Here is a 15,159-nt window from a genome sequence, read left to right as displayed (position 1 = left end):
TTCGATCAAAGTTTCTTAATGAATTCAATTTCATTATTTAATAATAATGGACGAGTTAAGTGTAAAGAATTTTCTTCAACCTGAGTAGAATTTTTTGCACCAGGAATCGCAACTGAAACAGATGGGTGGCTTAAAACATAACGTAAGGCGATTTGCGCTAGACTTCGATTTGATCGTACAAGTGAACCTAATTTCTCTACTTTGTTTAAGCTATCTTTAAACCACTTTTCTTTTGGCCAATCTTTTCTTAAATCATCGTCTGGAAATTGAGTTTCATGATTAAATTTCCCAGTTAAAATTCCCATCTTAAGTGGACCTCTTATCACAGCACCTAAATTATGTTTTTCAATATAAGGAAGGATGTCTTTTTCAGGTTCTTTATTTAAAATACTATAATCGAATTGTACAACATCTAAATCATCATTCTGATTAAAATGTTTAATATAATCTAAATCATTAGTAGAAACGCCAACTGCTCTCACTTTGCCAGATTTTTTTAAGGTTTGGAAAGCTTGTAGAAAGGCTTCTGTTTCTTCAGGTTTATCCCACCAAATATGACAAAAGTACACATCTATATAATCCGTTTTAAGCCGCAGTAAACTAGCATCAAACGCATCAATGATCGTTTGAGGATCTCCATAAACGGCTGGTTGATTGGGGTCATAATGATGACCAATTAATCCACCTTTTGTAGAAAGAATGATATCCTGCCTACGTTTATTTATAGCTTTTGCAACTAACTTTTCGCTATGACCTAATCCATAAACGTCAGCTGTGTCAATAAAATTAACCCCTAGGTCAATTGCTTTATTGATTGCCTCAATGGATTCAGTATCTTTTACTGCTCCCCATTCATCTCCACCAATCGCCCAAGAGCCGAATCCTATCTCTGAAACTATTAATCCCGTTTTACCTAATAATCTATATTCCATTTTGTACGGACTCCTCCTTTTCAGTGTATATTATTAGAAATATACATAGTGACCAGTTGGAATATTCTTGAATTTGGTTTCGGGTGTAAATTAGAGTATATATTTTAATAAATATATATGAGATTACTTTATAAAAATTAATTGGAATTATTAGTAAAATGGTTTTTTATGCTTAAATTGAATAAAAGTATGAACTTTCACGATATAAATATGAATTTTATTCATCATTTTAATAACTATGCAATAAGCGAAATAAATGTTGAATTTAGTCGGAAAATATACATTTACAAATCGCAGAATGTGTACATATAGTTGTAATTGTAAATATTATCCGTTTTGAAATATTTATAAAAGGAGAAATTCATATGAAGGAAATACAAAAGCAATATGAAATTGTAGAAGAATTGGATGCAACAGTAGGGCAAGAAGCATTATGGATAGCTCATCAAATGGAATTAGAAAATGGAATGAACAATGAAGCTACCATAATAAAGCTAAAAGGAAATCTTCAAATAGAAAACTTTAAGAAAGCGCTTACTTTAATAGTGCAATCTCACCCGGCGCTACGTACACTATTTATTAAGAGGGACGAAAAAATTAAACAATTCATTCAAAAGAGTATAGATTTTGATATACCAATTAAGGATTTAACTGCTTTTAAAAACACAGAACAAAAATTTATTTTTAAAAAATTCTTAGACTCTATAGTGAATGAGAAATTTAATTTAGAAGAAGGGCCTTTGTTTAAATTCCACATCATTAAATTGTGTGAAGATGAATTTATTTTACATATGATTTTTCATCACATTATTTATGATGGATGTAGTTTAGGGATTTTTATCCAACAATTGTCTCAAACGTATTGTGAATTACTTCAAGAAAATACGGGTTTAGTATTAGAATCTCCTTATAAGAGCCTTGTAGAATTTGAGGAAGGTTTTATTGACAGTGCAATATATAGAGAAGGATCATCCTATTGGAAAGATTATTTACAAGGTGAATTACCTCCTACAGAGTTTCCTGCTACTATTAATAAAATGAATGAACCGATATATACGAACAAAAATATAAGCAAGAATATTGATGCCGATCTATTTTATCAAATACAATGTTTTGCTAAAAGAAATAACTTAAGTGTCTATCGGGTTATGTTAAGTACTTATTGTGCCTTGCTTCATCAAATGACAAATGCTGAAGAAATTATTGTAGGAATTCCAATTAATACTAGACCACAAACGGAAGAAGGGAATGCTTTTGGTTATTTTGTTAATACATTACCTATACGTATAACAATAGAAAAAGGTGATACATTTAAGGGGATACTTAACAAGGTGAATAAATCTGTTCATTTGGCTATTAAGTATAAACATAATCCATATTCACATATAGTAAGAGATTTAAATCTAAATAATAATACACATCATAATATGATTTATTCAACAGCATTTAATACGGTAAGGATACCTCAATTGAAAATTCCCGATATTGAGTCCACAGTTTTAACAGATTGTAAAAGAGTAAATCCTTTTAACATGACCTGGAGAATAATGAGATATGAAGGGGAAACAGAGAATAAAATTGAGATTGACTATAATTCAGCATTATATAAACCAGATAGTATGAATGATTTAGTTGAAAGATATATATATTTGTTACAAAAACTAATGAAGAATGTGAACGAACCTATCCATTCATTGGATTTACTTTTAAAAAAGGATCATCGTTTATACAAAGATATAAACTCAAATACTCTTGCATATCCTAATTCAAAAACATTAGATCAATTAATTGATTTACAAGCATTAAAATCGCCAAATCAAATAGCGATTTCAATGGGGGATAAATCGATTACCTATTATGACTTGCAGCAAAGGTCAAATCAAATTGCGAATTATTTACGTGAAAATGATATAAAAAAGGGACAGCGTGTAAGTATTACTATGGTGAGAGAGATTGATACAATTGTATGCATTCTAGGTATACTAAAATCAGGTGGAGTTTATGTACCAATCGATCCAAAGTTTCCTGAAAAAAGAATAGAATTTATATTAAAAGATAGTGAAAGTCAAATGATTATTACAAAGAAAGAATTCAGGGGATTAATTGAAAGTTTTGCGATTCATACAATTTTTCTAGAGGATTTTCATTACACTAATTCTATAGGAAATATTGCGTCTACACATAACATAGAAGATGCTGCGTATATTATCTACACGTCAGGTTCAACCGGTTTACCAAAAGGAGTAGTTGTACCACATAGAGGAGTAATTAATTTATCATATTCATTAATGAATCAATTTAATTTAGACAAAAATGATGTATTTTTACAATTTGCAACAATGATTTTTGATGCCTCCATTATGGAAATGTTTCCGATTTTGTTATGCGGAGGAAGAATGCATTTAATTTCTGAAATGGAAAAACGTTCTGCAGAAGAATTTATAAATGTAATTAACAAGAATGGTATTACATTTGTTCTTTTACCAACTGCATTTTTTAAATTAATAGCTGATATGCCAAAAGAAATGTTGCTTAAATTAAATTCCTTAAAATGTGTATTTGTAGGAGGGGAAACCATACCTGCTGAATCAGTTCGTAAATGGCAAAGTAAAGTAGGGTTAAAGATTCCAATTCTTAACGCATATGGTCCTACTGAAGCTACTGTATGTACAACCATTTATGAAGTAAATCATGAGATAAAAGAAGAAACTTCTAATATCCCAATAGGTAAACCAATTGCTAATAGTAAAGTTTTCGTTGTCAGTCCGTTCAACACGTTATGTCCGTCAGGAGTAGTAGGTGAATTATTCATTGGTGGTGATGGGGTTGCTAAAGGATATATAAATCAAAAGAAAAAAACAGAAGAGGCATTTATTTCTTTCGAAAAATCATATAATCGCAATAAAAAAATATATCATACTGGGGACTTAGTACGTCTTTTACCAAATGGAAACTTAGAATTTATCGGAAGGAAAGATAATCAAGTAAAACTACGTGGGTATCGAATTGAGCTTGATGAAATAGAAAGAGCATTATTTAAACACCCAGAGGTAAAAGATGCAGTAGTAGTAACTTATCAAAATGACAAAATTGCTAGCTTTTATGTATCAAAAGACAATACAGAGATAAAACAAGAGAACTTAAAAACATTCTTAAGTGAAAGATTACCAGATTTTATGATGCCAAATTATATATTTCATCTTAAAACATTTCCATTATCACCAAGTGGTAAGGTTGATAGAAAAAAATTAGAATTACAAATCCCATCTTTACTTGAAAATATGCAAAATCAATATATACCACCAATAAGTGGCACAGAAAAAAGGTTGGCAAAAACATGGTCAGAGATTTTAAATTTAGGGAAATATAGAATCAGTAGAGATGACGACTTTTTTAAACTTGGGGGACATTCATTAATTGCTGTGCAAGTATTAAATCAAATTCAAAAAGAGTTTCATTTGAAAATAGAAATTAGAGATATTTTTGAGCATACAACAATTGCTAGTCTATCTGCTTACATCGATAAATTAATGGAAGCAAATCATGATAGGGAAGAACAGAAGATGCAAATATTAAAAGTTGCAGATAAGGAAAGTTATCAGTTATCAAGTGCTCAAAAAAGAATCTGGTTTTTAAATAAATCAAACGCTATTAATAGAGTATACGATACACCACTACACATATATATTGAGCCGAGTTTGAAAAAAGATATTTTACAGGACGCCATAAGGTTTTTAGTTGAACGACACGAGATGCTCCGCACAGTGTTTATTGAAAAAAATGGGGAGCCTAGACAAGTCATATTAAAATCAATAGCGATTGACTTGATACACCATGAGATTGAACACATGGCTAAAAAGGAACAACAAGAATATATACGTAGAACAATAAATCAAACGGATCATACACCATTTGATTTGGAAAATGGACCGCTTTTCCGGATTAGAATTTTTAATCTTGATAAGAAAAAATCCTATTTATATATCAATTTACATCACATTATTACTGATGAGTGGAGTGTAAGGAATTTATTAGATGAATTAATGAAGGTATATAGTGCCTTTGCTAAACGAAGAAATCCTGCGTTGCCAACTATCTCTAATCGATATGTAGATTATGTTGAGTGGGAACAAGAGCAGTTAAATCTAGGTCGGTGGGATACAGAAAAATCTTATTGGATGGCCGAACTTGCAGCACCTCTTCCTATACTAAATCTTCCCTTAGATTTTAGTAAGAATCATCAAAGTACAAATAGAGGTACAGTATTTGAAATGAAGTTAGATAATAAAATGAAAGAGTCTTTGAAACAAGTATGTGAACAAGAGAATGTTTCGATGTATATGCTATTTTTGGCAGCATATATTCAATTGTTACATTATCTAACGGATCAAAAAGACATTATTGTAGGTACACCGGTTGTTGGAAGGAATTATCAAGAATTTGAACAAATACAAGGATTTTTTGTAAATACTTTAGCTATTAGAACACAATTAAATGATGTGAAAAATTTAAAACAGCTATTACAAGTAGTGAGAGAAAAATGTTTGAATTCTTTCCAAAACCAATCATACCCATTTGATAAAGTAATTGAGCAAATAAATCCGGATAGAAGCTTTGGAAATAACCCGATCTTTTCTACTATGTTTAGTTACCAGAAAGATATTTTGCAACAACATGATGCGTACAAGCTTCAATTGTTACCTAATAAACAAGATGTTAGTAAGTTTGACATTTCTTTAGCTGTTGAAGAAGGATCGGATTATGTAGAGATTTCATTTGAGTATAATATTAATCTTTTCAAGGAAGAGTCAATTAATAGGTTTACTCAAAATTTACTTAATATACTGGACGCATTTATTCATCAAAGAACAGTGGCATATGAGAATCTTTCATTCCTATCGCTGGAAGAGGAATCTCTATATAGAAAGGTAAATCATACAGAAAGACCGTATCCTTATTTTCAAAATATACAGGAGCAATTCTATAAGCAAGTAGAAAGACAATCAAATCGGATTGCTATAGCGACTGAAACAGAGTCTTTAACATATAGGCAATTAAATAGGAGTTCTAATCAAGTAGCTCAACATTTGCTTGATAAAGGTATAAAAAAAGGTGACAAGGTAGCCATATTTTTAGATAGAAGTATGAATAGTATCGTTTCTATGATTGGAATATTAAAAGCCGGTGCTGCCTATATACCAATCGATGTAAAATACCCTGAGGATAGAATAAATTATATAGTTCGTGACAGTGAGGCATGTAGAATTATAACGAGTAACAAATACAAAAGTCATTTGAATTTAAGTGAGTATAAGGTTTCAATAATAGAGGATATATATCGTACGACTATAAATGATGATGTGAAAATTTTAAATAAACCAGATGACTTGGCATATGTAATTTATACTTCAGGATCAACAGGTAAACCTAAAGGTACATTATTAACACATAAAGGAGTATTAAATTTAGTTGAATGGAGAAATGAAGTATTTCAGATTTCTCCAAATGATAAAGTAACACAGTTTTATTCCCATAGTTTTGATTCTTCTGTATCGGAAATTTTTTCTACCTTGTTAAATGGGGCGGAACTATATTTATTAAGTGATGAACAGCGCTATTCGACTGTCGCATATGCTCAAGCCATTCAAGAAACACAAGCAACTATTTCTGACTTGCCCACAGTATTTTTCAATGAATTATCGACTTCATTAACTAAACTGGATAGTGAAAAGATACGTTCTTTAAGATTTATAATAATGGGAGGGGAAGCTGCATCAACAAATGCTATTAGAAGTTGGCAAAGTACTTTTAAAAACCAAGTACAGCTTGTAAACGAGTATGGCCCTACTGAAGCAACTGTTTCAGCAATGTATTATTTCATACCAGTCTTAGAAAGGGAAAATAATCTTTTAGGAAGCATACCGATTGGTATTCCAATTTCTAATACAAAGGTTCATATATTAAATTCATATATACAACCTTGTCCGGTAGGGGGCATGGGTGAATTATATATTGAGAGTTTAGGATTGGCTCAAGGGTATTGGAAGCAGGAAGAGAAAACAAAACAGGCATTTATTTCGAATCCATTTTCGGAAGATAAGAGTAAAAGATTATATCGAACAGGTGATTTAGCAAGATGGTTATCAGATGGAAATATAGAATTTATGGGAAGAAAAGATAAGCAGGTTAAAATTAGAGGGCACAGAATTGAATTAGGAGAAATAGAAGATGCAATGTTACAACTTGAGGGGATAAGTCAGGCTGTGGTAACACAAACGAAAGATGGAATGTTACTGCAAGCTTATTATAAAACAGTGGACGGTATAGGGATAGAGAAAAATAAGTTAGCAATACATTTATCAAATGTATTGCCAGAATATATGGTCCCTAAATATTACTCTCACGTGTTAGAAATACCAATAACGGCGAACGGGAAAATTGATTTTGAAAAGCTGCCCAAAATAGAGTTTGATTATGAGCAAAACGATGAGTGCAAACTTAAACCTCAAACTAAAGTGCAAAAAAACATTGCAAAAGTATGGTCTGAAGTTCTAAACATAAAATCTATAGGTTTAAAAGATGATTTCTTTAATTTGGGTGGACATTCTTTAAAAGTTATGCCGGCATTAGTCAAATTAAAACCGTTATACCCTAACTTGAAAATTCAAGATTTCTTTAAGTATAGAACAATAGAAAAAATAGCCTCTCATATTGAAGAGATGGAAGATATGTCGTTCAAGAAAGAGAAAAATATGAATGTAGCTCGTATGGAAAATGAACCGAAAACGACTCCTGTTTATGAAACAACTAAATTAGAAGAATGTGAGTTAGATATGATGAATTATCCAAAAGCAGTTTTTCTTACAGGGGCAACAGGATATTTAGGGGCACATATTTTAGAACGGTTATTACAGTTGCCATCTACGACTATATACTGTTTAGTAAGAAAAAATGAGAATCAAGTAATTGGTGCAAAGTTAAAAGAAAGAATGGAGTTTTATTTCGGTAAAGAAATCCTTCAAAAGTTAGAGGAGAGAGTAGAATTTATTGAAGGAGATTTATCTTTGATGAATCTAGGTCTAGATTCAAAGCAATTGGACCATTTAAAGAATAAGGTAGAGTCAATCATACATTGTGGTGGAGAAGTTAGACACTATGGGGAACGTGAGCATTTTCAAAAGGTAAATGTTCAGTCTACAAAATACTTATTGGAATTAGCTAAGAATACAAATGCACGTTTTCATTATATATCGACTTTAAGTGTAGTAGGTCAGGCTGAAAGCGATCCAAAAGAATTTGAATTCTTTGAGTCTAATTTTGATAGAGGGCAAAATTTAGATAATGTGTACTTAGAAAGTAAGTTTCAAGGCGAGAAAATGGTCAGAGAAGCAATGGAAAAAGGAGTTCGTGCCACGATATATCGTGTGGGGAATTTAGTGGGTAATTCTAAAACAGGTAAATTTCAATACAATATAAATGAAAATGCATTTTATAGATTATTAAAAGGGATATGCCTATCTAGCATAGCACCTGAAATCAATACGTATGTAGATTTAACGCCTGTAGACTATGGAAGTTTAGCTATTACTGAATTATCCTATAAGGCCAATACAGTAAATAAAACCATGCATATTTGTAATCCCAATCAACTTAAATGGGACCAATTTATAAATAGTTTACAAGATTTTGGATACGATATTATGTTAATGAAACAAGAAAAGTATATAGAGAAGTTTTTTAATACGAATCTAACTACTGATGAACAGAAAGCTTTAGAGCTCATAATGCCTTTATTAGAATCTGTAGAAGAGCTATCAGTAGCTATACCATCTTGTTTATACACGCAAGGATACTTAAAGAATGTACATTGTTTAGAACCAAATCAAGAGTATATCAATTTGTTATTAAATTATGCTATGAGTATCGAGTTTTTACCAACCGTTAAAGAACCAATATTGCTATAGAATATACAATCGATTTTGAACAGATTGGTTTATAAATATGAAGTTTTGAATATTTGTTTACTTTCGCTTGTTTTTTGGAAAAGTAAAAAGAACTTGTAGTTTTATCTACAAGTTCTTTTCGATTAAAAGGTTTATACATTTAGTTAGTTGGATAATATTTCAATTCTTCATATTACTAACAAAAGAAATTAACCAAGACAAATAATGCTTTTCAATAAGAGAAAAAATACAATTTTATATTAAGACCAAATCCATCGATCATCAGTTAATGCTTGAGAATCATTAACTTTTTCAATCTCATCTGTTATCGACCACTCATTACTTCTTTCAGCGTTCGCCATATGAACTTTAACCTTTTCACCTACATTAAATTTCTGCCCGTGTGTCAAATAAACTGTAACATTACGTTTACTTCCGTCATTTCCAGTATATTGAACAATTACATAATTATATTCTTCTATTCCAGATTTAAACTTATCTACTTTTGTAACATGTCCTATTTCATATTCGTATGCAAAAACATGTTTTAAATAACTTCCCTGGTGTAATGTATCAGTACCTTGAACCTTTTCAATTGACTCTGCAACCATATAGTCCGTAAAATTACGCATCATTGCACCAGTAGCTTTTATTTGATCACCAACTTTTACATTTGGTGTAGAGTTGAAATAAATACTAATAGGCTCTGAATACTTTGTTGATTCAACAGAGATAACATTATCAGTAACCTCAACTACACGCCCTTCAATTGTTGATAAATTTGACTCGATAGAAGCTGCACTTGCTTTTGTTACTTCTAATCCTGGTAGATTTGTGCCTGCAAGAGCTGCAATTCCTAATGCACCAGCTAAAATGATTTTTTTCATACCTTATAACATCTCCATTCCGGTTGTAGTTAAATGCGCAGTTAGGTTTAATTGGTAAATAACTTTCGTATATCACCTAACATGTAATCATTATAGTTACAATAAGAATGATTATCAACTACAATTGAAATGTAATTTTGCATAATAATAAATCTTGATTTAATAATTTATCATTCAAATGGAAAGGAAGATGTGTATGTATGTATGAAATTGTTACCGTAGAGCAAAAAGGAACCTTCGTGCGAAATGGGGAAAGAAAAATTCTAGGCTTAAATGGTCAACATATGAATTTCCTAATTAAACAGTGGAAAATTATAACTGTGAAAAAATTATACAAGGTTAGATTATCTCTTCGAGAGGAAATTAAGGAGAAGTGTAAGGGAATCGAAGGATTAAGAGAGAAATACAAGCCATTTAATACATCTAAAAAAGACGAAATAGGCTACCATGACTGACTATTTCTATTTTTTATTGCAAATTAATCCGCTCAATCCACCTGTTTTTGTAGAGCTCTAAAAGATGGGGAAACAGATTTTAACATACCGACTCGAAAACTTCGACTCTTAGAAAACGTTAATAAAATGATTGTAAAATAAATAAAGAAAGATAAATAGATTTTCTCAATAGTAAAATTATTTACAAAATAGTAAAATATAGGTATATCATTGTCGTAATAAACACAAAAAATAAAGAGGGGATGAGGAAAATGAATTTAAAACAATTAGGGATTATATTATTAGGAACCGTAACACTTGTGTTTAGTAGTACAAATTTTGTGGACGCTGCTAGAAAACAGAAAGAATTTAGAGATACGGAGCCAAATAATACTCTTGAAACAGCCAATAGACTAGATTTAGGATATGATTGTGTGGTTTATGGCAATTTAAATTTAGAAGATAAAGACGGTATAGATATCTTTAGATTTTCTCCAAGTGATACCATGAAAGTTGAAGTTACTTTGCAGGGAATGCATGATGATAATGATTTTGATCTATTTGTACGAAATTCGAAAGGTAAAATAATAAAAAAATCTTTGAACCTTTCTAATGATATGGAAAAAATTATTTTTGAAGCGGAAGAATGGGAAGACTATTATATTGAAGTAAGTTCATCGGTAAGAGGGAATGAAGATAATAACTTTGATTATATTTTAGTAGCAGAAAAATATTAAAACTAGTAAATTTAGAGGCCATCCAAATGGGTGGTTTCTTGTTTTTCAAGAGATATATGCGTAAAGCCAGTTGGGGTTATTTTTTCGGAGTATTATTTTTACTTAGTGGCTTATCAAACGAAGTATGACTTTGAATTGTAATAGTAAATTAATGAATTGATTAACCTATAAAAACGTAGGAATTAAATATTTTTACGTTTTTTTGTACATAACCTTTAAATAAACAGGTTGTTTTTTGAAAAAGTTGAAAGATGGTATTTATATTGGCGCGAATATCTATTACAATGGACCCTATAAAAAAAGTAGTCGCAAGTGCTACTACTTTTTTTCAAAAACATTATGATTCAAATAACACATTTAGCGTAAACTTGCGTTTAATGGTACTTGAGAATAAACTGTGAAATTGTTACCATAAGTACCGTGTCTTAAAAATGAGGAAGAAATTGAACTGTTCCAGCTTTTGTAGGTAGACCCAGATGTATCTGCTCTTAGAAGTACATTTGAAAAGCTAGCTTGGCTAAAAGTATTACGTCCAGTATCTTCAACCCCCTGAACCATTTTTACAGGTTCATATTGAGAAAATGAGCCATATACAGGCTGATTTGCATATCTAGGGCTTCCATTTACATACATAGTAACCGTACCATTTCCGTTATTAACGAGTTTAAGGTTTACTCGATCACCATCTTTAATTGATGCATCATACTGTGTGTTCCAATACTTACTGTTTTGACCTGATTCATTATATCCTGAATTTAGAAATACTTTATATCCACTTGGTGTTTTGGAAATACCACCCTCAACTTTAGATGCTCCAATACCTAAATACCAATTCACATACCCATCTTTAACAACAACTGATTTTGGTAGATTTATATCAGCTGCAATCCCAGTATAGGTACTATTTGTAACACTTTTTACAGCACCTTCTGTAGCTGCAAAACTAGTAGTTGAAAACATTGATAGAGAAATTAGAAGTGAACCAACTAGATACATCATTTTTTTCTTACTTTTTCGTAATACTTGATTCATTTTAGATCCCCCATATTTTAAATTATTAAATTGTATGGAAAGTTGGCCAACTAACTACAACTTACAAATTAAAGATATATCAGGTTTCATTTAATGTATATATTTTCCTGTTAGAAGTCATCGAAATGTCAAATAAATTTGTTTTTTCATATTTATCAATATAGGTGGAGTTGACAGATTAAAGTCGTATGTCTATTTAAATGTAAGAAGATTTTGTTAAAAAATATAAAAACCTATAAATGTGTTGGGGATAATATGTACTACGATTCATTTAGGAGAGAGAAATATGGAATGAATATAGATTTTTTTCAATAGGTAGATCTGAAGTATTTAGAAATAGATTAAAAACAAAGGAAATAAATGAATCGTTTTTGTTAAGGAATTCATTGAAATAGTTCGTAGATGAAGGGGAATATATGATTTGAAAGACATGGATTTCCTATATACAAACAAGAAAGGGGATCCAGCTATGGGAATTACAAATACAAGATCGAAGTTAGATAATGTAGCTATTGAAGAGGCTATAAAGGCATTAAAAGATGAAAATGAATGTTTACGTATGGAAATCGATTACTTAAAAAAGTTAAAGGCCTTCGTTCAAAAAGAGATGGAATTACAGAACAAGACAAAGCAAAAGTAATTTATCTTACAAAATTCGAAGGTATGGAACATATTAAGATAGTATTAGATAATTATATAGTTCATTACAATCGCAAAAAAATCAAAGTACAGTTAAAAAGAATGAGTCCAGTATAATACCGGACTCACATTCAAACAGCCGCTTAATTCTTTGTTTAATTCTTCAGGTCCAGTTCATCATAGGTTATCGATTGTTGGCATGCTACGCTCAGTGATTGTTATTCTTTAACTCATCTCATACTACGTTAGTTTAAGTACTGAGAGTAAAAGAATAGGAATAGAAAAATTAATGTTTTGCTAAATAATCTATTAAAGAAACTTAAAGGAATAACAAGTTCTCCTATTGTAAGGATTTTAAGTTTATCCTTATTTAGTCCTTTTATTAATTCTTTTAATGTTTGGAAGTTTATTTTATTAACGAAAGACCAACTTGGCACAGCTTTTGTATCTGAACCTATTTTGAAAATGATATGAATACTATGTGCATGAAAACCGCTTATTATTAAAATAAGCATAAATCCTAAAATAATGAACCAAGTCATTTTTCAACATCTCCTTTCAGTATTTAATATTAAGATATTAAACCTATTGAGAAAGTGTGCTGTTGTCCATGAAAAATATTGTGAAATTGTTGAGGAAACGTTGAGAATGTTGAGATGCTATTGATTGTAGCGGAGTTAATAATGCTTGTCATATTATATGTGTGAAAAAAGGGAATAGGAAAGAGAACAGTTGCGTAGACTGTTCTCTTAAGGAGCGGAAGTGCTGAACATTTTCAATGACAATGATTCAAGCATTCCGTTAATAGTATGTGTAAAAATTTATAATTCATACCCAAGAAAGGCAGCTATAAAAAATAGCCGCCTTGCCTCAGGGAGAATTCAAGAAAATTAGAGATTCATTATGGATACAGATTGGCTGTTACCAATCTATTCGTAGTATTGGAAATAATTCCACAAATTATTCGTAAGTTAAAATCTCAATTCATCGTAGGATTGTTCACAGTTAATAAAGTTGTTTAAAAAAGTGGTATTAATTGGAATTCGAACTCTTTATCCTGTATGATGAAAATAGGGATATCCTAATATCTTTATAGATAATAAAAAGGGAATGCAGGAGGAGTTGTCATGAAAAATATAAAAACGGCTATGACATTGGTACAATCACATCTTAATGAAAATGAGATTATTGAAAATAGCCTATATGTAATGTTTCAATATCAAGTATTTGGTATGGGTAGTCAAAGAAAAGGGATATTGGTCGCTACAAATGAACGTATGTGTTTTTATACAAAATATTTAGGGAGTGAAACGTTTAAAGTATTTAATTATGCCAAAATTAACTCAATAGATGTAGAAAAAGGATTATTAACAGGAAAGAAAATCATTTTTTTTCATGATGGCGAACGTGAAGTGATGAATTTAATTGAGGAAGGTGACCTGGAGAGGTTTGCAGTATTTGTAAAAGAAAAAATTATGATCTTGAAATAAAGAAGTTTGTTTTTTAAATTTGCTTCTCAAATTAAACAATATTATTATTTGCTAAAATCGAAAACATTAAAAAAAACAAATTTTAAATGACTTTAATAACCTCCTATCATACTGTTTGATGGGAGGTTATTGCCTTTCTAAAGATAAAATTAAAGAGTTTTATTATCCTTATACAAGGATGGGTGACATGCAAAGTAAAAATAGCACTTTTTAAAAGTGCTATTTTTAAGGTGTGCATTAGGACTTGAAAGAGGCATCAATGACAATTTAGAAGGAGATATCTCTATACAACATATAGAGATGCTATGGAAAAGTGAAAATAATTTTCTTGCTAATAATTAATTTTCATAATGTGAATTCCTTTTTTTGAAAAATCATGTTGTTACAATGAATTTTTCTGAGATTATATATGCTTTTAACTGTAGGATGGAAGCTTCCGTAGCATAAAAGCGGGTACGAAAAATTGTTGTGCGAAGTTTTTAGCTGTTGCTTTTTGATAATCTAAAAATATTTGATGTATTAATAATTGATTAATAGAATGAAATAGGATATGACAGATCCCATGGCTAAAATCCTCCCATTGTTCTTGCTGAGAGATATGATTATCAATAACTTAGTTTGCTATTTAATTTCTTTCCTTTGAATGACTTCCAAATGGATTACAATAAAATGTTTAGCTATTTGCAATCTCAATCCTCCCTAATTTGCTTGGGAACAATAATAGATAAGGATTTGTGCAAGTGCTGGATACAGTCTTCGAGTTGTGATTGATTTATGTTTCCAATAAATTAATACATGATTAAGTTATAATATTTTCTATAAAGAAAGTTAAAACAAATAGTATTCAAGAAGAGATTATAGATAGATGAATTGAACTACTCACCACTTAACGTACTTACGGACTGTTTGAAGTGGGAGATTCCTGCGAACACCGATGTATCCAAAAGTTATCTTAGCAGGCTCTGCCCGTAGTCCCTACGGTGAAAACATAAGTATCTTTTGTACGTTGACTCACCACGCTTCCTACTTTAGCTTGGTTTTCGCAACTTCAGCAAACGTGGGGCG

Annotated in this window: 10 protein-coding genes and 1 pseudogene; 6 read left to right on the top strand and 5 right to left on the bottom strand. The window is 30.7% G+C overall.

Annotated features, from left to right (window positions below; all coding sequences use genetic code 11):
• Positions 1–5: 5 nt before the first annotated feature.
• The gene (locus CER22_RS24030; protein WP_088609736.1) at positions 6–932 is read right to left on the bottom strand and encodes an aldo/keto reductase; all 927 of its coding nucleotides are present in this window, start codon (positions 930–932) and stop codon (positions 6–8) included.
• A gap of 365 nt (positions 933–1,297) precedes the next feature.
• Between CER22_RS24030 and CER22_RS24025 the strand changes: the two genes are divergently transcribed.
• Positions 1,298–8,896, top strand: a complete 7,599-nt coding sequence (locus tag CER22_RS24025; RefSeq protein WP_088609735.1) for a non-ribosomal peptide synthetase — start codon at positions 1,298–1,300, stop codon at positions 8,894–8,896.
• Positions 8,897–9,135: 239 nt separating this feature from the next.
• Here CER22_RS24025 and CER22_RS24020 read toward each other — a convergent pair whose 3' ends face one another.
• On the bottom strand, positions 9,136–9,762 hold the full coding sequence (locus tag CER22_RS24020; protein ID WP_088063445.1) for an ATP F0F1 synthase subunit alpha: 627 nt from the start codon (positions 9,760–9,762) through the stop codon (positions 9,136–9,138).
• A 200-nt stretch (positions 9,763–9,962) separates the two neighbouring features.
• Between CER22_RS24020 and CER22_RS24015 the strand changes: the two genes are divergently transcribed.
• A complete protein-coding gene (locus CER22_RS24015; RefSeq protein ID WP_088609734.1) occupies positions 9,963–10,217 on the top strand; it encodes a hypothetical protein in 255 nt (84 codons plus the stop codon).
• 251 nt (positions 10,218–10,468) lie between these two features.
• Positions 10,469–10,933, top strand: coding sequence for a hypothetical protein (locus CER22_RS24010; RefSeq protein WP_088609733.1), 465 nt, complete (start codon positions 10,469–10,471; stop codon positions 10,931–10,933).
• 357 nt (positions 10,934–11,290) lie between these two features.
• Here the strand turns inward: CER22_RS24010 and CER22_RS24005 are convergent, their stop codons facing one another.
• Entirely contained in the window at positions 11,291–11,965 is a 675-nt protein-coding gene (locus tag CER22_RS24005; RefSeq protein WP_088609732.1) for a hypothetical protein, read from the bottom strand.
• 469 nt (positions 11,966–12,434) lie between these two features.
• Here CER22_RS24005 and CER22_RS24000 point away from each other — a divergent pair, with 469 nt between their 5' ends.
• A complete protein-coding gene (locus tag CER22_RS24000; RefSeq protein WP_179211930.1) occupies positions 12,435–12,605 on the top strand; it encodes a hypothetical protein in 171 nt (56 codons plus the stop codon).
• Positions 12,606–12,628: 23 nt separating this feature from the next.
• Entirely contained in the window at positions 12,629–12,721 is a 93-nt protein-coding gene (locus CER22_RS34220; RefSeq protein WP_161796075.1) for an IS3 family transposase, read from the top strand.
• A 128-nt stretch (positions 12,722–12,849) separates the two neighbouring features.
• On the opposite strand, the gene CER22_RS23990 is transcribed toward CER22_RS34220, so the two are convergent.
• Entirely contained in the window at positions 12,850–13,146 is a 297-nt protein-coding gene (locus CER22_RS23990) for a hypothetical protein (protein ID WP_000219733.1), read from the bottom strand.
• Between the two features lie 585 nt (positions 13,147–13,731).
• Here CER22_RS23990 and CER22_RS23985 point away from each other — a divergent pair.
• The gene (locus CER22_RS23985) at positions 13,732–14,094 is read left to right on the top strand and encodes a PH domain-containing protein (RefSeq protein ID WP_088609729.1); all 363 of its coding nucleotides are present in this window, start codon (positions 13,732–13,734) and stop codon (positions 14,092–14,094) included.
• 377 nt (positions 14,095–14,471) lie between these two features.
• Here the strand turns inward: CER22_RS23985 and CER22_RS34130 are convergent.
• Positions 14,472–14,879 (bottom strand): annotated as a pseudogene (locus tag CER22_RS34130) (ImmA/IrrE family metallo-endopeptidase); the annotation flags it as partial.
• Positions 14,880–15,159: the final 280 nt, after the last annotated feature.

The sequence above is a fragment of the Bacillus sp. K2I17 genome, from assembly GCF_002209985.1.
GTDB lineage: Bacteria > Bacillota > Bacilli > Bacillales > Bacillaceae_G > Bacillus_A > Bacillus_A wiedmannii.
Note: the sequence above shows the minus strand (reverse complement) of the source record. Positions and strands in the feature narration are given on the sequence as shown.

Bases quoted from the DNA above. Each gene is read 5' to 3' on its own strand.
- CER22_RS23990 (WP_000219733.1), bottom strand. From the start codon at position 13,146: ATGACTTGGTTCATTATTTTAGGATTTATGCTTATTTTAATAATAAGC.
- CER22_RS24015 (WP_088609734.1), top strand. From the start codon at position 9,963: ATGTATGAAATTGTTACCGTAGAGCAAAAAGGAACCTTCGTGCGAAAT.
- CER22_RS23985 (WP_088609729.1), top strand. From the start codon at position 13,732: ATGAAAAATATAAAAACGGCTATGACATTGGTACAATCACATCTTAAT.
- CER22_RS24020 (WP_088063445.1), bottom strand. From the start codon at position 9,762: ATGAAAAAAATCATTTTAGCTGGTGCATTAGGAATTGCAGCTCTTGCA.
- CER22_RS24005 (WP_088609732.1), bottom strand. From the start codon at position 11,965: ATGAATCAAGTATTACGAAAAAGTAAGAAAAAAATGATGTATCTAGTT.
- CER22_RS24000 (WP_179211930.1), top strand. From the start codon at position 12,435: ATGGGAATTACAAATACAAGATCGAAGTTAGATAATGTAGCTATTGAA.
- CER22_RS24030 (WP_088609736.1), bottom strand. From the start codon at position 932: ATGGAATATAGATTATTAGGTAAAACGGGATTAATAGTTTCAGAGATA.
- CER22_RS34220 (WP_161796075.1), top strand. From the start codon at position 12,629: ATGGAACATATTAAGATAGTATTAGATAATTATATAGTTCATTACAAT.
- CER22_RS24025 (WP_088609735.1), top strand. From the start codon at position 1,298: ATGAAGGAAATACAAAAGCAATATGAAATTGTAGAAGAATTGGATGCA.
- CER22_RS24010 (WP_088609733.1), top strand. From the start codon at position 10,469: ATGAATTTAAAACAATTAGGGATTATATTATTAGGAACCGTAACACTT.